General features: G+C 58.9%; 20 protein-coding genes and 1 pseudogene. 11 read left to right on the top strand and 10 right to left on the bottom strand.

Annotated elements, in window-relative coordinates:
- Positions 1–3: 3 nt before the first annotated feature.
- The 3 genes from NBT81_RS12415 to NBT81_RS12425 all read left to right on the top strand — a co-directional run bounded on the left by NBT81_RS12415 (position 4) and on the right by NBT81_RS12425 (position 2,822).
- Positions 4–150 carry a hypothetical protein gene (locus NBT81_RS12415; RefSeq protein WP_338738984.1) on the top strand — a complete coding sequence of 49 codons (147 nt, stop codon included), beginning with the start codon at positions 4–6 and terminating at the stop codon, positions 148–150.
- A 4-nt stretch (positions 151–154) separates the two neighbouring features.
- Positions 155–2,134, top strand: coding sequence for a nickel-dependent hydrogenase large subunit (locus tag NBT81_RS12420; RefSeq protein WP_338738986.1), 1,980 nt, complete (start codon positions 155–157; stop codon positions 2,132–2,134).
- 187 nt (positions 2,135–2,321) lie between these two features.
- Entirely contained in the window at positions 2,322–2,822 is a 501-nt protein-coding gene (locus NBT81_RS12425) for a hypothetical protein (protein ID WP_338738988.1), read from the top strand.
- Here the strand turns inward: NBT81_RS12425 and NBT81_RS12430 are convergent.
- The 5 genes from NBT81_RS12430 to NBT81_RS12450 all read right to left on the bottom strand — a co-directional run bounded on the left by NBT81_RS12430 (position 2,807) and on the right by NBT81_RS12450 (position 6,739).
- Complete coding sequence (locus NBT81_RS12430; protein ID WP_338738990.1) at positions 2,807–3,148, bottom strand: DUF7124 domain-containing protein; 342 nt, start codon at positions 3,146–3,148, stop codon at positions 2,807–2,809. The two genes, NBT81_RS12425 and NBT81_RS12430, sit on opposite strands and share 16 nt — an antisense overlap.
- Before the next feature lie 89 nt (positions 3,149–3,237).
- Positions 3,238–4,008 carry an AAA family ATPase gene (locus NBT81_RS12435; protein ID WP_338738992.1) on the bottom strand — a complete coding sequence of 257 codons (771 nt, stop codon included), beginning with the start codon at positions 4,006–4,008 and terminating at the stop codon, positions 3,238–3,240.
- Positions 4,009–4,171: 163 nt separating this feature from the next.
- Positions 4,172–5,209, bottom strand: a complete 1,038-nt coding sequence (hypE, locus tag NBT81_RS12440) for a hydrogenase expression/formation protein HypE (protein WP_338738994.1) — start codon at positions 5,207–5,209, stop codon at positions 4,172–4,174.
- Positions 5,206–6,372 (bottom strand): hydrogenase formation protein HypD, encoded by a 1,167-nt coding sequence (gene hypD / locus NBT81_RS12445; RefSeq protein WP_338738996.1) that lies wholly within the window; start codon positions 6,370–6,372, stop codon positions 5,206–5,208. Before hypD ends, hypE begins: the two co-directional genes overlap by 4 nt.
- Complete coding sequence (locus NBT81_RS12450) at positions 6,365–6,739, bottom strand: HypC/HybG/HupF family hydrogenase formation chaperone (protein WP_338738998.1); 375 nt, start codon at positions 6,737–6,739, stop codon at positions 6,365–6,367. The genes hypD and NBT81_RS12450 overlap by 8 nt, the downstream gene beginning before the upstream one ends.
- A 56-nt stretch (positions 6,740–6,795) precedes the next feature.
- Between NBT81_RS12450 and hypF the strand changes: the two genes are divergently transcribed.
- From hypF to NBT81_RS12470, 4 genes are all read left to right on the top strand, one after another.
- A complete protein-coding gene (gene hypF / locus NBT81_RS12455; protein ID WP_338739000.1) occupies positions 6,796–9,156 on the top strand; it encodes a carbamoyltransferase HypF in 2,361 nt (786 codons plus the stop codon).
- A 225-nt stretch (positions 9,157–9,381) separates the two neighbouring features.
- The gene (gene tsaA / locus NBT81_RS12460) at positions 9,382–9,771 is read left to right on the top strand and encodes a tRNA (N6-threonylcarbamoyladenosine(37)-N6)-methyltransferase TrmO (protein WP_338739002.1); all 390 of its coding nucleotides are present in this window, start codon (positions 9,382–9,384) and stop codon (positions 9,769–9,771) included.
- 47 nt (positions 9,772–9,818) lie between these two features.
- Positions 9,819–10,175 carry a helix-turn-helix domain-containing protein gene (locus tag NBT81_RS12465; protein ID WP_338739004.1) on the top strand — a complete coding sequence of 119 codons (357 nt, stop codon included), beginning with the start codon at positions 9,819–9,821 and terminating at the stop codon, positions 10,173–10,175.
- 49 nt (positions 10,176–10,224) lie between these two features.
- Positions 10,225–10,977: an ABC transporter ATP-binding protein gene (locus NBT81_RS12470; protein ID WP_338739006.1), complete on the top strand. Its 753-nt coding sequence runs from the start codon at positions 10,225–10,227 to the stop codon at positions 10,975–10,977.
- Here NBT81_RS12470 and NBT81_RS12475 read toward each other — a convergent pair.
- Entirely contained in the window at positions 10,974–11,786 is an 813-nt protein-coding gene (locus NBT81_RS12475) for an ABC transporter permease (protein WP_338739008.1), read from the bottom strand. The two genes, NBT81_RS12470 and NBT81_RS12475, sit on opposite strands and share 4 nt — an antisense overlap.
- Positions 11,787–11,829: 43 nt before the next feature.
- Positions 11,830–12,645, bottom strand: a complete 816-nt coding sequence (locus tag NBT81_RS12480) for an ABC transporter substrate-binding protein (protein ID WP_338739010.1) — start codon at positions 12,643–12,645, stop codon at positions 11,830–11,832.
- A 383-nt stretch (positions 12,646–13,028) separates the two neighbouring features.
- Between NBT81_RS12480 and NBT81_RS12485 the strand changes: the two genes are divergently transcribed.
- Entirely contained in the window at positions 13,029–13,244 is a 216-nt protein-coding gene (locus tag NBT81_RS12485) for a hypothetical protein (protein WP_338739012.1), read from the top strand.
- 146 nt (positions 13,245–13,390) lie between these two features.
- Here the strand turns inward: NBT81_RS12485 and NBT81_RS12490 are convergent, their stop codons facing one another.
- Together NBT81_RS12490 and NBT81_RS12495 are read right to left on the bottom strand one after the other, a co-directional pair.
- Positions 13,391–14,869, bottom strand: coding sequence for a PAS domain S-box protein (locus tag NBT81_RS12490; protein ID WP_338739014.1), 1,479 nt, complete (start codon positions 14,867–14,869; stop codon positions 13,391–13,393).
- Entirely contained in the window at positions 14,866–17,424 is a 2,559-nt protein-coding gene (locus NBT81_RS12495) for a PAS domain S-box protein (RefSeq protein WP_338739016.1), read from the bottom strand. The genes NBT81_RS12490 and NBT81_RS12495 overlap by 4 nt, the downstream gene beginning before the upstream one ends.
- A gap of 812 nt (positions 17,425–18,236) precedes the next feature.
- Here NBT81_RS12495 and NBT81_RS12500 point away from each other — a divergent pair.
- The 3 genes and pseudogenes from NBT81_RS12500 to NBT81_RS12510 form a co-directional block, all read left to right on the top strand.
- Positions 18,237–18,497: pseudogene (locus tag NBT81_RS12500) on the top strand (ZIP family metal transporter); the annotation flags it as partial.
- Between the two features lie 257 nt (positions 18,498–18,754).
- A protein-coding gene (locus NBT81_RS12505; protein ID WP_338739018.1) for an IS630 family transposase occupies positions 18,755–19,755 on the top strand; the annotation gives its coding sequence in 2 pieces (ribosomal slippage) (positions 18,755–19,247 and positions 19,247–19,755; 1,002 coding nt in all).
- 70 nt (positions 19,756–19,825) lie between these two features.
- A complete protein-coding gene (locus tag NBT81_RS12510; protein ID WP_338739020.1) occupies positions 19,826–20,047 on the top strand; it encodes a hypothetical protein in 222 nt (73 codons plus the stop codon).
- Between the two features lie 352 nt (positions 20,048–20,399).
- Here the strand turns inward: NBT81_RS12510 and NBT81_RS12515 are convergent, their stop codons facing one another.
- Positions 20,400–21,230, bottom strand: coding sequence for an IS5 family transposase (locus NBT81_RS12515; protein ID WP_338739022.1), 831 nt, complete (start codon positions 21,228–21,230; stop codon positions 20,400–20,402).
- Positions 21,231–21,260: the final 30 nt, after the last annotated feature.

The raw sequence follows: 21,260 nt of genomic DNA on the forward strand, positions 1-21,260 counted from the left end.
TTCTTGGAAGATATCACCGCCCCCGACGACGAACTGAGCCCTGAAGAGCGGTTCGGCGCAATCGTCGAGGAGCTCCCCGACGGTATCGTGGAGCAAATCGAAGCCGCGGAGACGGCGCGAACCGCCGACGTGGACGGTAGCCCAGCGTGAGAAGATGTTCGAGAAATTGCCGATAACACGAGCCGACGACGGATCGTACCGACTAATCGAGGGTGCGTCTTTCCGCGTCGACGAGACACACCGGTCGACCGCCGAACGGGTCGCCGAGATGACCGATGGCGAGGAAGAACCCACTCACCCCGACAGCGCCGGATTGAGCGGCAGCGACCGCGCAGACGAAGAACAACTTCACGACATCGATATCGACCCGGTAACGAGGGTTGCCGGCTCGCTCGCGTTCCACGCCAACATCGACCTAGAGGAACGGACCGTCCGCGAGGCGCACGCACAGGCGACGCTGTTCCGTGGCTACGAGATCATTCTCGAAGGCCGCGATCCCCGGGACGCAATCGACCTTTCGAGCCGGGCGTGTGGCGTGTGTGGGGCCGTCCACTCCATCTGTTCGTCCATGGCACTCGAGATGGCGCTACCGGTCGAACCGCCGCCGATGGGGGTCTGGGCGCGGAACATGGGGCAGGCCGCCGCCTTCCTCTACGACAACTCCCTCCACTTGCACCTGCTGGCGGGGCCGGACTACTCGGCGGCGATGATGGCGGACACGAACCCCGATCTGCTCGCAACGGCTCGGGAGACCGCTGCGCCTCACGCCGATATCCACGGCTACGAGACGATCGGCGATATCATGGAGGGGCTAAATCCGCTGGAGGGCGATCTCTACCTCTCGGCGCTCGAGAAGACGCGTGATGCCCGCCAAATGGCGTCTCTCATGCTTGGCAAGTATCCGCACCCGTCGACCATCGCTCCGGGTGGCGTGACGACGACCCTCTCGCGGTCCTCGTTCACACAGTTCTACAGCCGGCTGGACGACATGTTCGACTGGGCGAAACAGGTTGCCTTCATCTGGGACGACCTCATGGATTTCATGCTCGAAGAGCAGCCCGGGTTCGAACACGTCGGCGAACATCCGAAAAACATGATCGGAACCGGCGTGTACGACGACCCCGAGGTCTACAACGCCCGGTACGAGGATGCCGACGAGTGGGGGAACGCCCGCCTCGCAACGCCGGGAGTCATCGTCGACGGCGAACTGGTGACGACCAACCTGACGGAAATCGATATCGGGATGGAAGAGTTCGTCGACCACGCCTACTACGAGGACTGGACCGATGAGGAAGTGCCGTTCGAAACGTCTCCGGCCGGCGATCAACTCAGCCCGTACCACCCGTGGAACAAAGAAACGCGGCCGAAACCCGAAGGGAAATCCTGGCGGGAACGCTATACGTGGGGCACGGCTCCACGCTGGGACCGCCACACGATGGAGTGTTGTCCACACGCCCGTCTGTGGATCACCGCCCTTGCCGAGGAGGTCGACAATCCATTCATCACGCCGACCGGCGACGGGATCGAATTCGACCTACCCGAAGCTGAGCTCGAAGAGATGACGCTCCGGTGGGACGTCCCGGAGCGTCTCAATGCCGCCGAGCGTCTCCGTGGGAAAGCGTACGCACTGTCTCATCATGCGCTCGTGTGCTATACGGGCTTCATCGAAGCGCTCGAACTGTTGAAACAAGGCGAGGACGCCGTACACAACGAGTTCTCGATCCCGAAGAGTGGCACACACCGGGGAGTCGGGTTCTGGGAGGCCGGCCGCGGGTTCCTCACCCACCACCTCACGCTCGAGGACGGTCTCATCGATAACTACCAGATCGTGACGCCAAGCACGTGGAACTCATCGCCGGTCGGGCCGTTCGGACAGTCCGGCCCCTTCGAAGTCGGGGCGATGAACACCCCGATCCTCGAGGAGTTCGAGGACGAAGAGGACTTCTCGGCGATCGACATCCTGCGCGGTGTCCGAAGCTTCGATCCGTGTATGCCCTGTACGGTCCACATGTACACGGCTGATGGAAACGACGCCATCAGTGAGAACGTGACGATGACGACCTGTGGCTGTTCGACCGGAGCGGACGACAAACCCGCAGAGGTCACGCTCCGAGAGATGCTCGCCGACGACTGAATACATGGGCAATAGCAATAGGTCACAGTCAGGACCGCTCGATCCCCGGGCGGCAGCGGAACGTGGACAGGCCGTCAGCGATCACCCCCGCCTCGGTAGTGGGCACGGACATAGTAAGGGGCGGTCCTACGGAACGACGGCCGGATTGATAGCGGGCGACCGGAGCGCCTCGCAGCTCGTCGTCGGTGTGGGGTATCCCTACCTGAGCGACTTGGCAGTCGGCAACGTTGTCGCAGACCGACTTGCGACGTGTGACCTCCCCGATGTCGCCGTTGCGGACTGTAGCCACACGCCGATTGCGGCATACCAAACGATCACCGTCAGTGAGTACGACACCGTCGTGATCGTCGGCGCTCGCAAGCGGGGCGACGGGCTGAACACTGGCACCCAATCCGACGACCCCGGCCGAATACACACGTATCCGACGACCGACATACCGGTTCCGGAAGACGATATCGTCGATCGGCTCGCGGAGTGTGCGATGGGCAGCAACACCGTCGAGAACGTCGTAATCACGACGAAGGCACTCGGCGAGTTCCCTCCCGATTCGACCGTCGTCGACATCGAACCGGCGTACGATTCGTGGGGGTTCACTGTCGACGAATTCAGCCCGGCAGTCGCCGATCGCTTCGACGACCTTCTCAACACGGTACTCGAACGTCTGGAACGGGGCTACTCCTCGGAGTGATACGACCACCCGGCTTTGCTCGCCGCTTCGCTGAGCGGGAGAAACTCCAAGCCGAGCGACCGCGCAGTGCGTTGGTCCTCGTCCGATCGGCCGACGAAGACGTGGCGCTCGGTCGGGAACCGCTGGCGGACGCTCGCAAGGTCCGCGATCGGGTCCTCACCGACGAAGTCGACCTCCACGTCTCGGCGATCTAGCGCGGCAAGGAGTGTCTCCGGCGATCCATCGGCGACGATACCGACATAGCGGGTCCAAGTCCTCGCATCTCTGATCGCCGCGGGCGGGTCTTCGAGTTCCTCCAGCGCGGCACACCGGAGTACGAGCGTCATATCAGTCGAGCCTTCGGAAGACATATGTCAGCGAACGGGCCGTCGATGTGGTCTACTGACAGCCGACCCGCCTGAATCGGCCGATATCGTCAGTCGTGCGTCGACAGGAGGTCGTCCGCCAAGTCTCCGACCGCGGTGACGGCTGGAGCATCCGGGTCGTAGTCGTAGGGTGCGATGCCTTCTTGATCGGCCCGTCTCACTGCATCGTCGTACGGCACGACCGAGGTAATCGTGAGGTCGTTGTTGTCGCAGAACTCCTCGATTGCCTCCCGGTCGTCGTCGTCACGCACTTTGTTCGCGACGACGTTCACCTCGGGAATGCCGAGGTCCTCAGCCAAGTCGCGGGTACGCCGACCCGTCTCCAGCGATTTGTAATACGGCTCGACGACGACGAGCAAGGCATCGACGTCCTTCGTCGTTCCCCGCCCGAGGTGTTCGACACCGGCGACCATGTCCATGACGGTAACTTCCTCGCGGGTCTCGACGACGCCAGAGAGCACCTCTCGGGCCGTGGAGTGTGCACGGCACATACACCCGCTGCCGGCGTCATCGACCTCGCCCATCTTCAGTAGGTGAATCCCGTCCGGCGCCTCCGTGCCGTGCTGTTCGATAATCTCTTCGGGGGATTGGCGCAGTTCGAGTTCTGTCTCGCCATTCGGTAGTTCGACACGTTCGAGCAGGTCATTGGGAACTGGGGGAACCGACTGTTCGCGCGGGACACCGACGGTTAGTGACAGATTTGGGTTCTCGTCGTCGTCGATAGCGAGTACATCGTACCCCTTCGATGCCAACGCCCGCGAGAGCGTCCCGGATATCGTTGTCTTCCCAGATCCACCCTTACCGGAGACGGCCACTTTCATCGATCAAACACTTATGCTACTATGATAAAAAGTGTTTGCCGGCAACGTCGTTAACCTCTCGTACTCCACTCGCACCCTCTCTCATGTCCGGCGCTGAAAACCTCGTGACGTTAACAAAAATGATAGCGCCGATATCGATACGACCGAACCGGATGGGGATGGGTTAACAGATCCGTGGCGCTGGTTCGGTCGCAGGTTCGCGCAGATACCGCGTTCCGAGTCCCGTATCGAGGAGGACGCGCCCGTGTTCGTCGTCGATGGCTTTCCCGATGGCGGCGGCGTCCTCGCCATCTGGATGTGATCGGAGTGCGGCGAGTACGTCCTCCGCAGCAGTTGGGTCGACGCCGAGCAGTGCAATCCCTTCGTTCGCAATCTGGAGTGGGTTCAGGCCGAGCATCTCGCTGGCCCCCTTTACGTCCGAGGGGACGGGGATACGATCCTGTCTGAGTTCGATTCCGACGCCGCTTTTCGTCGCCATCTCGTTCGCGGCCCCGGCCAGCCCCATCCGCGTCGGATCCTTCATCGCCGTCACGTCTTCGCCGGCGACCGCCAACGCACGGTCGACCACACCGTTTATTGGCCGAACGTCGGACTCCAGCGTCGTCCCGAACTCGATCCCCTCGCGCTCCGCAAGGAGGGCGACGCCGTGGCGCCCGACTTCGCCAGTGATCACGAGCACGTCGTTCGGGGAGAGGCCATCATCCCTGACGACATGGTCAGCTATACCGATACCGGCGGTGTTGAGGACGATACCGTCGATATCTCCGTGACCCATTACTTTTGTATCCCCGGTGACGACCGTGGCGTCGGCCTCCCTGCACGTCCGCGCCATCGAATCCGCGATCCGTTCGAGGTCCGATTCGGCGTACCCCGCCTCAACGACGACAGCGCTCGAGAGTGCTCGCACGTCCGTCGCACCCATAACAGCAAGGTCGTTGACGGTGCCGGAAACGGCGAGTCGGCCGATGTCTCCGCCGGGAAACAGCGGCGGCTGGACTACGTGACTGTCCGTAGTGAAGACCACGTTCCGGTCGCCGATCGGCACGACGGCGCCATCGTCCATCGCTTCGCGTCCGATAGCGAGGGAGTCGTCGGGAAACCCAGCGGTGAGGATGTCGCCCACGAGATCACGCATTGCCTTCCCGCCAGCACCCTGTTCAAGCGTTACGACACCGTCGGACTCGAAGTTGTCATCGGTCATAGGTCGGGACGTCCGCCGTACTCATGCCAAATCTTACAGGTTCCTTCGCTCGAAACCATACAGGCACCGACGGGGTCTTCAGGGGTACACTCCTCGCCGAACATCTCGCAGTCTGTCGGATCCTCACGCCCAGCCATGATGTCGCCGCAGATACAGTCGTCTATGAGCGATGATCCGCTTGCCGCGAGTGATGCGGTGTCGATATCGAACTTCTCACGCGCGTCGACGTGTGCGTACTCGTCCCGGAGGATGAGGTTGGCGTCGGGGATGTGTGCGATGCCGCGCCACTCGCCGCTCTCCGTCGTAAAGACCTCCCATAGCTGTTCTTGGGCGGGTTCGTTACCCTGTTCGGTGACACACCGCGGGTACGCGTTCCGGACGGTCACCTCCCTGTCGCGAATGTCCCGCAACAGCGCGACGAGGCCGGCAAGAATGTCGAGTGGCTCGAACCCACCCACGGTGATCGGCGTGTCGGTCTCCTCAACGAGCTCCTCAAACAGCCCCCAGCCCGTGATCGTGGCCGCGTTGCCCGCCGCCAAGAACCCGTCGACGTCGGTGTCGGGCATCGCAGCCACGACTTCCATCGCGGGTGGGACATACTTGTGTGCGCTCAGCACCCAGAAGTTCTCTGGCGGATCGTCTCTGATAACCGCGGCGGTCGGGGCCGCAGTCGTCTCGAATCCTGTCGCGAAGAAGACGACATGGTTGTCCGTTTCCTCAGCGATCTCGGCCGCCTCGGCGGCGCTGTAGACGACCTGAACGTCGGCGCCAGCGTCCCGCGCATCGCTCAACGAGAGAGACGTTCCGGGGACGTGAAGCATATCGCCGTAGGTCACTATCGTGAGGCCGGCGTTCGCAAGCGCGACTGCCTCGTCGACCTCTGGCATATCGGTCACACAGACCGGACAGCCCGGACCCATGCGGAGGTCTAGCTCGTCTGGGAGCATGCTCCGGAGGCCGAACTTGGCAATGGACTGCTCGTGGCTACCACAGACGTGCATGATACTAACCTCGTCCGCATCGATATCAGCGACGAGTTCCTCAGCTCGCCGGGCCAGCGCGTCCGCTTTCTCCGGGTCGCGGAACTCGAGTGCGTTATCACCCCCGCTTGGCCCCCTCACGTCGCCCGTCGGACCGCCAGGAATTCGCTCGGGATCAGACATCGATATCGAGCTCCTCGAGCAAGTCTTCGGCGTCCTCCGCGTCGGCCGGCTCTGCGTCTCCGTCCGCCGGAGTGGTACTCGACGCTGCTGGTGTCGAGCCAGCCGCTTCCACCTCGTCGATGAGGTCTTCCCGGAGCATGTCGTCCGGACCACCCCCCATCATCGACTCGTACAGTGTCATCGTTTCATCAATTTCGGATTCGGGGATTCGACGGATTGCGAACCCGACGTGATTGAGAATGTAGTCGCCGGGTTCGACCGGTTTGTCCACGGTGTCGAGTCGGACTTCTTTTTCGACGCCCCAGAAGTCAACGTCGGCAGTGAGACCGTTGACCTGTGTGACTTGGCCGGGAACTCCGAGACACATGGTTATTGTTCTCTATCCACATTCTATTTATACCTTCGTGTCCCCTGAATTGAGCGATGAAGCGCGCTCACGTACAGGTGGATGGCGTCGTCCAGAGCGTCGGCTTCCGTCCGTTTGTCTACCGCACTGCAGTCGACTTGGGATTGCGGGGCCACGTTCGCAATCTCGGGGACGCTGGCGTCAGGGTGACACTCGAAGGATCCGGTGACCGGATCGACGACTTCCTGCACGAACTCGAGACGGAGCCCCCACCGCTCGCAACAGTCGAAACGGTCGCCGTCGAAACCAAGGACGTCGACGAATGCAGCTACGAATCGTTCTCGATCGCAGACTCCGAAGACCGGGGAACCGGTAGCGGTACTATCCCTCCGGACACAGCCATCTGCGATGCCTGTTTAGCCGACGTTCGCGACCCGTCGTCGCGCTTTCATAACTACTGGGCGACCGCCTGCGTGGACTGTGGCCCCCGGTTCACCACGATCGAAAAACTGCCGTACGACCGCGAGGCGACATCGATGGCCGCCTTTCCCCTCTGTTCGGACTGCGCCGACGAGTATGACTCACCGACCGATCGTCGATACCACGCTCAAGCCATCGCGTGTCCGACCTGTGGTCCGAAACTGGCCTTCCAGCTACACAAGGAGAATGCGGACCCTCTATCGCTCGGCAATCCGGAAGCCGTCGACGCCCTTCCACGGGGAGCGTCGGTCGTCGACGGCGCCGGACAGTCACTCGACGCCGCGGCCCGCGTCCTCGCTGATGGTGGGATTATCGCCATCAAGGGAATCGGCGGCGCGCATCTCGCCTGTGACGCGACCTGCGCTAGTGCTGTCTCGACTCTCCGGGACCGGACCGGGCGGCCATCGAAACCGTTCGCCGTCATGGCCCCTTCGATGGCGCACGCCACGAAGATCGCGTCCGTCTCGTCGGCCGAGCGCGCGTGGCTTCGGTCCGCCCGCCGTCCCATCGTCGTTCTCGACCGGTGTGAGGACACCCTTGCTCCAAATCTCGCACCGGGACTTCACACCGTCGGTGTGATGTTACCATACAGCGGCCTCCATCACCTCCTGTTCGAGCGCTTCGATGAGCCGATTGTGGTGACATCGGCCAATCGCTCTGGCCTGCCGATGCAGTCGTCGAACCGCACCATACTCAAGCAACTATGGGACGTTGCGGACGGGTCGTTGCTTCACGAGCGCCGGATTGTACAACGATGTGACGACTCGGTCGTCAAGTCCGTCGGCGGGAATCAGACGCTGCTGCGGCGGTCGCGGGGGTACGTTCCGCTCCCGGTCACGGCCCCAACACCCGATGAAACCGACGTTCTCGCGGTGGGACCGGAACGCAACGTCACCGCCGCCGTGCTCTCCGGTGACGAGTGTTATCTCACGCAGCATATCGGGTCCGTGACCGACCGGGAAACGTTCCGGTTTTTGCAGTCGGCAATCGATCACCTTCTCGAGCTCACCGGACAACAGGAGCCGTCGGTCGTGGCCCACGACGCGCACCCGTCGTTCCGAACGACGGAGTACGCAGCCGAGCGCGTCGCGAATGGCACGGCGGACCGGGCCGTCGCCGTACAGCATCATCACGCCCACGCTGCTAGCGTGCTCATGGAACACGACTGCCAGCGGGCAGTGTGTATCACTGCCGATGGCGTCGGCTACGGGCCAGATGGGACCGTCTGGGGAGGTGAAGTGCTCGACGCGACGCTCACCGATGCCGACCGAATCGCTGGGCTTGCCCCTGTTCCGATGCCAGGAGGAGACCGAGCAACAGAGTTCCCGGTCCGGTCGCTCGTTGGCCTCCTACACGGTCGGGAGAGCATCGATGTTCGGTCGCTCGTCGACGATCTCGACTGGGTGGCCCCGAACGCGGACGAACTGCGCGTCATCGAACAGCAACTGGACGCCGGCGTCAACACACCCGTGACGACGAGCGCCGGCCGGTTTCTGGATGCGATTGCCGCACTCGCCGACATCCGTCACGAGCGGACGTACGAGGGCGAGCCCGCGATGCGCTTGGAGTCGGCCGCGACCAACGGAACGCCCCGCGATATCGCAGTTCCATACACCGCGACGGACGGGCGACCGGTCATCGATACGCCGCGAGTGGCCGAGTTGCTCGTCGAGTTACGGCGGGACGGTGCGGATGCAGCGGAGCTGGCGGCGACTGCCCAGCGGTTGCTGGCCGACGGGTTGGCGAAACTGGCGCTTGACGCGGCAGCCGAGCGCGGTATCGATGCCATCGGATTTACGGGTGGCGTGGCCTACAACGATGCGATCAGTCGGCACATTAGCCACCGAATTCGGGACGCTGGCATGACGTATCTGGAAAACGAGGCCGTCCCACCGGGTGACGGCGGAATCGCGTACGGACAGGCTGGCGTGGCAGCCGCAACAATTCAAACGAGGTAGCGAGGCGGATTCCCCGCCCCACCGTGGGCGGGGTTGAAGACGGCAACGCGGACCCGTGATCGGGAAGAGATGTGCCACCCGTCTTCTCTCTGAATACCACAGCGCATGTTCGACCGGCTGCAGTCGTCGAGACCGCCTTGCTGCACCGACGGTTACCACGCTATCCGAGTCGTAGACACCCCCGGATTCGGTGTATCTTTGGTAGTCGTGAGTCAATACGGGCCCATGGACGATGCTGATCTGACGCTGTGGCCAGTCGGTGTGGCACACACGCCGTACGAAACGCCGGCTGCGGCGCCACACCAAGGGTTCGCCGACGACACTGACGCCGAGATAGAGATTTTCGACGAGTACGCCGACGAGTTATCGGGTATCGCCGACGCGGTCCGAATCACGGTCGTCTACTGGGCCCATATGGCCGACCGGATGAGCAGAACGGAGCCGGACGGGACTGGAGCCTTCGCCCGCCGTTCACCGAATCGACCAAACCCGCTGAGTATCTGCGTATGTACAGTGTATGATGCCGACGGGCAGCGGCTCCAAGTGGGTGGCCTCGACGCAGTCGACGGGTCGCCAGTTCTCGATATCAAACCCAGCCTCCAGACGGAGAGATAAGTTGGGTCAGCGACCCATTTTTTACTTGGGCACTATATCCTCGATGTATGACAAAAAATGCGTGCGGGTGTTGTACGCCGAATGACTCGACGGGGATGCCGACCTGTTACTGTCCCGTTGACGAGTTGCTGGACATCGCGAGTCGGAAACACGCCCTTGCGATTATCGGATTGCTCGCAAACGACGGTCCCAAGCGTCACTCGGAAATTGCCGACGCGCTCGATGTGAACAGTTCGTCGGTCCTCGCAAACCGGTTGCACGAACTGACGGAAGTCGGCCTCCTCGAACGGCGGAGTTACGATCGCGTCCCGCCACACGTTGAGTACTCGCTTACCGCTGACGGTCGGTCATTCGAGGAACGGCTTCAACCTCTGTTGGAGTGGGCTACCAACGAAGGCGCGTAACACAAAGTGAGAGCTATCGTGTATCCATACAGCTACTAGTGAACGATTCATGCCTTCCCAAACGTACCGGATCCAACTAGAGGGAATCGAGAAGTCGTACCCGACGGAAGACGGTCAGCTACGCGTCCTCGATAAGATATCTCTCAACGTCCGAGACGGGGAGTTTCTCAGTATCGTCGGCCCATCAGGATGTGGCAAGAGTACGCTCCTCAACATCATCGTCGACTGGATCGGTCCCGACGCCGGCACGGTCGACATCACCCCATCGCGGTCCGATGTCCGACTTGGCTTCGTGTTCCAAGACTCCACCCTACTCGACTGGCGAACGGTGCGCCAGAACCTGTCGTTCGCTTTACGCGGTCTGAGTGTCCCCGAGGAGGAGCACGACCGGAAGGTCGATACCGCACTCGACCTCGTCGGGCTCTCGGAAGTCGCTGACCAGTATCCTCCGTCGTTATCCGGCGGAATGCGACAGCGAGTGAACTTCGCTCGCGCGTTCTGTGTTGGCCCTGACGTGTTGTTGATGGACGAACCGTTTAGCAGTCTCGACGAACTCACAGCGCGCGGACTCCGGGAGCGCGTGGTCGATATCTGGAGGGACGAACGGTTCACCGCCGTTCTCGTCACGCACGATATAAGTGAAGCCGCGTACTTCTCCGACCGGATCCTCGTTCTCTCGGACACCCCGACCGTCATCGAAGATGTGATCACCATCGATAGCGACCGGCCGCGGGACCCCGAATCTAAGGAAGTCATCGAATACGAGCGCCGTATTCTGGAGGCGCTCGGGGTTTCGATTTAATTCTGTAACAGCGATGGGTGACTCATGTCGTCGGTTTGCCAGCGGGTGAGACGTGCCTCGACCCGTTTGACGATCAGAAACTCGATACCGGCCATCACGAGAATAAATGACAACGTCCACGCCATGACACCCGTCAGCGAGAACAGGTCGAACGAGTCACGCAGTTGTTGTCCGATGCCGTTTCCGAGGCCGATCCATTCGACGATGACGGCGATTTTCCAGCCGATACCCAAGCCGAAGCGGGTTGCTGCAAGGAGGTATGGGGCGAGTTGCGGGAGAACGACCTCACTGAGCATCATCCGCGCATTGGCTCCGAACACTTGACCCATCTTGATCAACTCGGCATCGAGGTTCTTCGTTCCCTCCCAGACGTTCTCGGTCATCGGCGGAGTGATGACGATTACGATAGCGACGATACCGGCTACCTCGTTAAACCCCATCACGAGCAACACGATGATCGAAACAGCGAGTGCAGGGATCGTCAGTCCGACAAGCACGAACGTCTCGAAGAACCGCTCGGCAGTCTCGTCTACACCCATGAGGATGCCGACGATCGAGGCCAGCAGAAGCGAGACGATGAACGCCCCGACGACTCGGAATAGCGTTCGCGACAGGTGAAAGACGAACCGCTCGTTGCGGACGATGTGGACCGTCTCCAGCAGCACCGGCCATGGACCCGGAAACACGAGCGGCTGGAAAAAGAGGGCCACGAACCACCAGAGACCGAGAAGGGCAAGGATCGAGAGCCCACGCGTCCCAACCGTGGGACAGCGGGAGTCCAATTCGCGTAGCCACCTCAGGGTCCGCATGGTGGAGTCACGGGTCGGTTCGGGACCGGACATCGAATCACAGCTAGCTGGTTTGTAGATCGACGAATAACTCGTCGACATTCGGCTCCGATTCTATTAGGCCCTCTTCAGCCGCCAAGCGGACGACTTCTTTCCCAGATTCGCGCAGTTCGGTCGCAAATTCTGTCGGATAGATCGGCGCGATACGCTCAACCGCCAAGTCGATCTGGCCATCGGTCTGCAGTCCCAGCACGTCCGAGTACTGTTCGAACACCGCCCGCTTGTTGGCCTGAATATACTGCCCCGCTTCGAGGAGACCCTGCAGGAACGTCTCGAACGCGGTCCCTTTCTTATCGGTCATGGACTGGTACGTCGCTACCTCGACGAGCGGCATATCGGTCCCTCTTCGAGCGTTCCAGCGTTCGTTGAACACGAAGAACTCTTGGAACTCGTCCGTCGCGAGGAGTCTCGTCGAGAACGGTTCGACGCCAATCATCGCGTCGATCTCTCCCTTTTTCATCTGGCCGAACAGCACCGGTGGCGGCCCGAACTGGAACTGGAAGTTCTCGTGGTCCATCCCCTCAAGCGCCAGTAGTACTGCGAAGTGCGTGAACGGGGCCGTGTTTCTGGGCATAGAACCTAGCGTAGCTCCTTTGAGATCCTCGAGGCTGGACAGACCGGCCCCTTTCCGGGCTATGATCGAGTTGAACGATCGGGCGACGGGTTGGAGGAGACGGACATCCCCGCCCTTGTTCGCGAGCCGGGCCCCCGAAATGACGGGGAAGGTCGACGACTCGATAGCCTGTCCCTGGAGTTTCGTGAACAGTTCCGGAGGTGGCCCGAATTCGAGGGAGAGGTCGACCTCGTCGTCCGGTACCATCTTTTGATCACGAACGACTCGGGGACTGACACCCGCTGCCGCCGCGTTTGGCGTCCCGAACGTGATCGGTGTCGGGGTTGCTACTTCGGTCGAGGTATCGGTGGCCGGTGGCGATCCGCTCCCACTGGCACACCCCGCAAGTCCCCCCGTAACCGCGAGTCCCGACATCGTTTTCAGCACTCGTCGCCGGTATGCCTGCCCGTCCGCAGAATCTGGAGTCCTGCCGTACATAACTATTTGTGGATATCTGAACTAACTTTGGATCGGCAAACCTTGTCGTTCAGTATAGCTAATACTAGTTCTAATATATGAATTTAGTGGTTATTCGACACGTCACTCTGGAGGCCACTCGTGTCAGCCGGCCTAGTTCCCGAAGACCCCGTTTGTCCCGTACTTCGGTCGACGAAGAGGCCATCGACGATCTTGAGAAGCGGGGGTTCGAAACCGATCCCGACGCCTACGAGGACGTGCCGTCGAAAGCGTACATCACGATCAAGGAGACCAAGCCCGGCTATCACTACTATTACTGGCAGTGGCGTGAGGGCGATAGCTGGGCGAATGAGTATATCGGGCCCGTCACGTCGGATACTGATTCGTAGAGCAGCAATCACTCGATCTCTGTCAGTAATGGCGTGACCGATACAGAGGGTATTTTGCACATAGGCACCTGGCAAGGGTCAGGAAGAATAATTTCGCCAGCGCGCCCCCCAAAGTATCCAGCCACGCGCCGGGAGTAGTCGTTCCGTCAGGCTGACAACGGGAGTTCCACGACGAACACCGCGCCCGTCGCATCGTTGTCCTCGACGTAAACGCTGCCGCCGTAGCGGTCAACCAGCGTCTCGACGAGATACAGTCCAAGTCCAGTGCCTTCGCTGTCGAGCCCCATCTCCCCCTGCTGGAAGATTTTATCTTTCCGCTCGCCAGAGATACCTGGCCCGTTGTCAGCGATACGTAAGACAGCGATGTCGTCTTCCTGTGTCACAGAGACGCTCACTTCGGGAACCTCCTTGTTGTTGTGCTGAATGGCGTTTTTCATCAGGTTCCGAAACACCGACTCCAGCATCCCGTCACCCGGCACTTCGATGTTCGGAATTGTCCCATCGATACGAACCAGCGCCTCCTCGTAGTTCGACTGAACGCCGTCGACCTCGCTTTCGAGTGCTGGCCGGAGTCGAACTGGTCTCAGTTCGACGTCGGAGTGGAGCATCACCCTCGTCACGTCCCGTGCCGTCGTGGTGATGTCGATTGCGTCTCGTGTCGCATCGAGGACCCGGTCGAGGTTCTCTTCGCCCTCGGGTTCGACGTAGGTTATCAACGTTTCCGCGTAGGCCAACACGAGTTGCAGGTCGTTGCGGATGTCGTGACGCACGACCTGATTGAGGATTTCGAGGTTGTCCCGTTGACTCTCGAGTTTGTGCTGGTATTCCGTGACTTCTGTCACGTCCCGAGCGTATCCCAGGACCGCGTCTTCTCCACTCTCGGGGACTTGATAGGGAATCTTCTTCGTCTGGAGAATGCGCGTCTCGCCGTCGGCGGTTGTCAGTTCCTCCTCGGGGACAAACTTGGGTTCGCCGGATTCGATTACTTCGAGGTCGTCCTGTCGGAACTCCTCAGAGTCCTCAACTGATGGAATGACCTCCGTCTCGTGGCGTCCTTCTACGTCTTCGGGTGCCATCCCGTAGAAGTCGGCCGTCGTCTCGTTGGCCAGTAGATACTCTCCTTCTCTGTTCTTGACGAATATCAAGTCTGGTACGAGGTCGATTATCTGTCTGAGTTTCTCCTGGGTCGTTTCGAGAGCTTGCTCGTATTCTTTGCGCTCGGTAATGTCCCGTGCGACGGCCACGAACTTCTGCGATTCGCCGTCACTGTCGGTAATCGGTGAGATTGTTTGGTAAAGGACTATCTCCGTACCATCAGCTCGCTCGTCGACCATTTCGTTTTCCCAGTGGTTTCCGTCACGCACAGTTTCCCAGAGATCTTCGTAGAAGGCGTCCTCGTGTTCGCCTGATTTGAGCAGTCGGGGTGTGTCACCGATCACTTCGTCTTCGCTGTACCCGGTAACCTCCTCGAAGGCTGGGTTGACGTACTCGATGCTCCCGTCCGTGTCGGTTATGTACACCGCATGGCCGGTCTGTTCGACGGCTTCCCGGAACTGCTTGAGTTTCTGCTCTCGCCGCTTGCGCTCGGTAATGTCCCGACTACTTATCAGTATCCCATCGATCACATCATCATCAAGACGGTTTCGAAGCGTTGATTCGATCCAGCACCACGAGTCATCAGCTCGCCGAAACCGTGTCTGTATCGTCTTCGTTTCACGGGATTGTCGAGCACATATTCGATAGCGTCGGCAACATTTCTCTGGGTCTCTTCTGGTTGATACCTGTACCCATTAGCACCGATCAACTCTTCTGGATCATATCCCAGAACATGTTTGACAGCAGAACTGACGTACGTTATCGTCCCCTCTGGATCGATAATCGTAGCGATGTCAGTCGAATTTTCGATAATCTGTTGAGAACGGTTTAGTTCCTGCTCGCGTTCCTTACGCTCTGTGATGTCGACGAGATACCCCTGACGGTGTGTGATTTCCCCATCGTTCCACACGTTTTTCGTATGGTCGAGTATCCACCGGACGTCGCCGTCGGCGGTGACGATTCGATACGGTTCGTGACTGAAGCGGTCAATGCTTTCCTCGCTGTTCTCGGCGACTTCCTCGGTGACTCGATCGATGTCAGCATCGTGCACGAGTTCGGCGTAGGAGACCTCTCCGGAGGTGAACTGCTCGGGTGAGTACCCCGTGATGTCCTCGACGTTCTCGGAGACGAATTCGACGGGCCAGCCCTCTGCGTCTTTCCACTTGAAGAGGATGGCTGGCCCCTGTGTGAACATGTCGCGCTCCTCTTCGAGGGTCTGCTCGTGACTCTTGCGCTCGTCGATATCGAAGTGGATACCGACAGCGCGGACCGGGTCGCCATCGTCGTCACGCTCGACGACTTTCCCGATGTCACGAATCCACTTCCAGCCCCCATCGGCTGTCTTCATCCGATGTTCGCTGTCGTAGTAGTCGGTCTCTCCGGCCAGGTGACCCTCTAGTGTGGCCTTGACCTCAGAGAGGTCACCGGGGTGGACTCGCGTCTCCCAGGCGTCGAGGTGGTCGTCGATGTTCGCCGGATCGTACCCCAGCATCTCGGCCCACTGGTCGTTGAACTCCACCTCGTCGGTTTTGACGTTCCAGTCCCACACACCCAGTTCGGCACCCTCAATTGCGAGTGCTAGCCGGTCTTTGAGTTCCTGTATCTGTCGTTCGCGCTCTTTCCGCCCCGTAATGTCTCGACTGGCTAGGACGACCCCTTCGATTTTGGGGTCATCGAATCGGTTGATCCCCGTCGACTCAATCCATATCCACGACCCGTCGTCGTGCTGGAACCGGTACTCGACCGTCGCACGAGAACCTGGCGTGGCTATCAACTCTGCTAACTGCTCTGAGACCGCCTCTCGGTCAGCCGGGTGCACATGTTCGATTGCCTCCGTTCCGACTAACTCCTCGGGTTCATGCCCCGAGACGTGACTGGACGCTGGACTTACATACTCGACTGTTCCATCATCGCTGATTATTGTAATCACGTCGGAGGTATTTTCGACAAAGGCCCGGTACCGGGAGAGTTCCTTCTCCCGTTCTTTCCGCTCGGTGATGTCCCGCCCAAGTGCGAGATACTGCGACTCGCCCGACATGTCTGTTCTCGACACCCACATTTCGACCGGGAACGTCGAGCCATCTTTGCGCTGGTGTAGTCCTTCTACTTTATGCGTCTCCTCGCTGTCCATCTCTGCCCAGGTGTTCTGTGCTGTTGCGGGGTCGAGCTCTACCGCGAAGTCCGTGACATTCATTTCGAGCAGTTTGTCGCGGGTATATCCGAGCTCGTCGACGGTCTGCTCGTTGACATCGAGGATGTTGCCATCTGCGTCGTGGATGGTGATGGAATCCGGTGCCTCGTCGAACAGCGCTTGCAGTCGTGTTCTGGCCTGTTCGAGTTCCCGCTCTCTGTTTTTCAGTTCGGTAATCTCTCGGCCCGACCCAACGATTCGCTCGACTGTCCCGTCGACGACAATCGGTGTCAGTTTGGTCTGCCAGGTTGTCGTCTTGTCGTTGAGGTCGAGTTCCTCCTCGTAGATGACGGCCTCCTGGCGTTCAAGACACTCTCTGTAGTTGGCCGCCAGTTCCGACCCGAGTTCGTCGCCGAATACCTCGGTCGGCGTCTTCCCGCGGACTTCCTCGGTGGATTTGCCGGTAAACGCTTCCTCGCGTTTGTTGAACCACTGGAATCGAACAGTCCCGTCGTCGACATCGAGCAAAAAGAGTGCGTCCTGCACATGATCGAAGACCGATTCGTACTCCCGCTTGAGCTCGTCCAAACCCTCTTCTCGTTCCTTTTGCTCGGTGATGTCACGACAGAATGCGACGACCGCTGGTTCCCCGTCGTAGGATATCTCAGTCACGGAAAACTCGATTGGAATTTGGTCACCCGACTTGGTCTCGAGAGTGACCTCATACTGATCCGGGACGTCTTCGCCGCTCGTGCGAGCACTGTGATACTGCTCGACGAGGGCTGCATCGTCGTCTGTGACAAGCATCGTCTTCGGTGCGCCCACGAGTGTTGCTTCGGCGTATCCTGTCAGTTCCTGTAATCGCTCGTTGGCGTAGACAATTTCGCCGTTTCGAGCAACGAGAATACCGTCGTTGCTCTCTTCGACGATTGACTCGTAGGGGACATCGTCCATCGTTGACTTCATATTCAGGTGACGCTCTGATAAAGTTTCAAAAGAGTGTTAGTTCGATTGAGAGGTCAATGTCTCTATAGGTGTTGTACGGCAGCAAACCAACCGCTGAATAGATATTTTTTGTCCTCTCCATCTCGACCGACAATGAGTGACAATAGCATAATACCGTCAGCAGCATTCGCAGCAGTAGACCCATCGCAGGAGACTCGGGGCGAACAATGGTGAGTTGCTGCAGATCTCTGTACTGAGCGATTGTGACTCATACCAACTCGGAATCCGCAGGGCGAGATATGCGCCTTCCGTTCAGCGTTCACTGAACGAACTGCTCGATTACTACCAGAATTGTTGTGACCGATTCAGAGCGTGTAGTCAGCGCGTGAACTGCGTTATTTTCTCTATCTGGATCCTGAATCAGCCGATAGAACGAGTCTGCGTATTGACAGCCGGACCGTATAGGAGACTCTCATTACTCGGAACCACTTTCAATGTCGGCAGAAGACGTGGCACAATGACCAACATTCGTCGTCCTCTCGTATCTGGTTTCGCCATCGCCATCGGCACATTAATTGGACTTGTCTTCCTTGGTGACAGCTCAGTTGAAGTCGGATTAGTGGGTGCAGTTAGCGCGTTCGTCGTTATGTTCGTTCTGAGGGCCTATTTTTGATAAGAGCATACCCTGTGTTGACCGATCCACTCTGATCGAACGGGAGAATGATTCTGTGCAAGATACGCGCGCTGTATTCAGCACGGTCTCAACAAACTATCAGAAACTGAGGGTTTCAACAGAGGGGTCCGTGGGTATCTCAACCCCAAAGACGGTTTGGTGGGCTGTTTTCTCTAGTCTCCCCCAACCAGTTGGTGCGGTCCTCGCGTTCGCTTTCGTTCGGATCGCGCTAGAATTCCTTCCGGCTGGGTTCGGATTCGCTGCAGGTGCGATGATTTACCTCGTACTGTCGGAATTCATTCCTGAAGCACTTGAACTCGGGCGACCGCTCGAAAACAACGGCTATCCTGAACTCGGCATTTCGTTCGTTCTCGGTATTTTGGCGATGGTTCCGTTGGCATTCATCTAAGCCATCGACGGTTCTATCGACCTATAGTAAACCCGGAGACTTCATTGGCAACGGAGAGGTCTTCAAGTTCATCCTTGCTTGCGGTCTAGAAGAAGAGATTGACCGCCCAGAGCCTCGGACTAGATGGAGAACCGTATACATTGAGACGACCAATCTCAACTACTGTGGACGGTTGGTCCCTCCAAGATTCAGTTGGCATCCTCATCGTCCTATAGTAACCGTTAGAATTTTTTGCTCGGAGACTGTTGTGGGTGGTAGTGGATCATCTCGACGAGATCTCCGTCGAGGAATTGCAAGACGCTCTCGACAACGTGGACGAAAAGAAGCCGACACAACGGCTCTTAGCGGCAATTGCGTACAAGAATGGTGTAACGCAGACCGAGCTAGCTGAGTGGTACGACGTTCAGCGACGGACCATCTACAGCTGGCTCAAGCGACTCGACACCGACGAGTCGCTTGAGCAAGCCGTGTCTGACGATAAACGAACTGGGAGAAAACGTAAACTTTCAGAATTACAGCAAGAAGAATTCGAGGAAACCGTTCACGATCCACCTGAAAAGGTCGGGATCGACGCGCCGGCGTGGACGCCGGCGCTTGCCCAAGAGTATCTCGAAGAAACGTACGGCGTTGAGTATTCACTCCCGAGTTGTCGGCGGTTGCTGAAAGAAGCGGGATTGAGCTATCAAAAACCACGCCGTTCAGCCGCCGAGGCTGACGAAGACGAGCAAGAAGCGTTCCACGACGAGCTCAAAAAAAGCGGCGGGAAATGGACGCCACCGTAGTTTGTATTGACCAAACCAAGAAATCCGTGCAAGTTGAGCCGCGTGCCGCGTGGTTTCCGCGCGGCACGCGGCCCTCGGTCGAGCTTTCAGGCCAACGTGATTGGACGTGTCTGCTGGGCGCGATCACCGAGGACGGTGATCGCTTCTTCTCTCGATTTACCGAGTACGTCACGGCCGAACACGCAAAGCATTTCATTTTAGCATTATGTAAAGAATTCGAAGATGACTTGATCGTCGTGTTGGACGGAGCGCCGTATTTCCAGGCGTCGGCCGTCACGGACCTAGCGGCCCGTGACGACCTCGCCTTCGTGACGTTACCCTCGTATTCACCGGAGTTGAATCCAGTCGAAGAATGCTGGAGACAGCTGCAAAAGGCTCTGAGCAACCGCTTTTTTGACTCGCTTGATGAGCTAACAACAGCGATCGACACCGCTCTCGACAAACTCTCTGTTCCTAAAATAAGCAATTACTTCTAATGCCTACTATAGTCCGTTGATTCAGTCGCGCCGCTAAAGACTTAACACTCGGTGAACCCTACTCTGAGGTATGAGCCTGAGTATCTGGGAAGTATTTCAGACCCTGTTTCGGTGGGGCGGGAGTACAGATGAGGCTCCCAGTGAAGAGGCAGATGAGGGTCGCTTTGTTCCGTCGCCATTGGATCTTTCCGTACGAGTCGCCCACGGCGGGTCGGACGATACCGTCGTACGTGAACTCTCCAAGGTAGACGAACAAGCGCGCGAACTCGAGAATACGGACCACAACAACTAGCCCCTCTGTATGTTGTGGTCGGACACAAGATACAGGCCGTGCGGGCTGTAGTGGCACCTATGGAACAGTCACGCCCTGATAGCGATAGAAAGGAAGACGATGAAAAGAAAATCAACGAGCGACTGGATCGGATTATCAACTTCCTTGCAACGTACCTCCCGTGAAGCTCTTCACACCCCAGACGGGGTGAGTGCTTGATTCTAGTCGCTACCGTCTGTGGCCTCATTTGTCAGTTGGTCGACGGATATGATCGATTCGGTCCCCAAGAGAAACATTGGCCGAAAGCGGATTCGAAAACCGTCGACGTGTTGGTTCGATCGGGCTGTGTTGAATCGCTGTAAGGCGTAAAGATTCACTGTTTGACGAAGCGCTTGATGTTATAGACGACACACATCAGCGCGATTTCTCGGAACTCACGAAACCATGACCGCGCTCGCACGGCGAAGCCGAGCGAGCGCTTCACAGCAGAGTTCACGGTTTCGGTCATAGAGCGCTGATTGTAGCGGTTATCGTCGATTCTGGCGTTGTGTGCGTGGTCGTACGGAGCGAAGATGCGGTGCTTGATCAGTGGTCTGATGCCGAGATCGCGTAATCCTTCACGAAGCGATTGCTTGTCATAGCCTTTATCGGCGGCAAGAGACCGCAGATCGCCCGCGTTCCGGCGGGCGATCTGCTCAGCAAGGTCTGCGTCGCTTCCTTTTCGATTCGTTGAGCAGTGAACGTCAAGAACGGCTTGAGACGCTGTATCGACGAGTTTCGTGACTTTGAGCTTTTGAACGCGGTAGCTGATTCGCTGGCAGTAGTGGCGGCTGGCTGGTGAGCGGTCGTAAAACGTGGCGTCGATCGCGGCGTGTTCAGAGAGTTCGTGCAGCTGCGCCGACTGGCGCAGCAGCACTCGACAGATGCTCATGCTGATCCGGTCGAACGCCTTACACAACGTGGACGGCGCGGGGAGATCGGCCGCGTTGAGGCCGATCTCTCCGGTTATTTGTGGCATTTCTTTGAGCAGGTCGATCGTCATGCGGTACGACGAATCGAGGTAAATCCGCAGACAGTGAAGGGAAACGAGTGCATAGTCGGCGAATCCGCCGCCACCTTCCGGGGCGGCGGATTCGCCTCCATCGCCAGTAACTCTTTGAGCAACCGGTACAACCTCCCCGATGAAGCGGGAGATTTGCGTCATAGACAACCGCACTCTCTCGCTTCAACTCCT

This window comes from Haloplanus sp. CK5-1, assembly GCF_037201915.1.
Taxonomy (GTDB): Archaea; Halobacteriota; Halobacteria; order Halobacteriales; family Haloferacaceae; genus Haloplanus; species Haloplanus salilacus.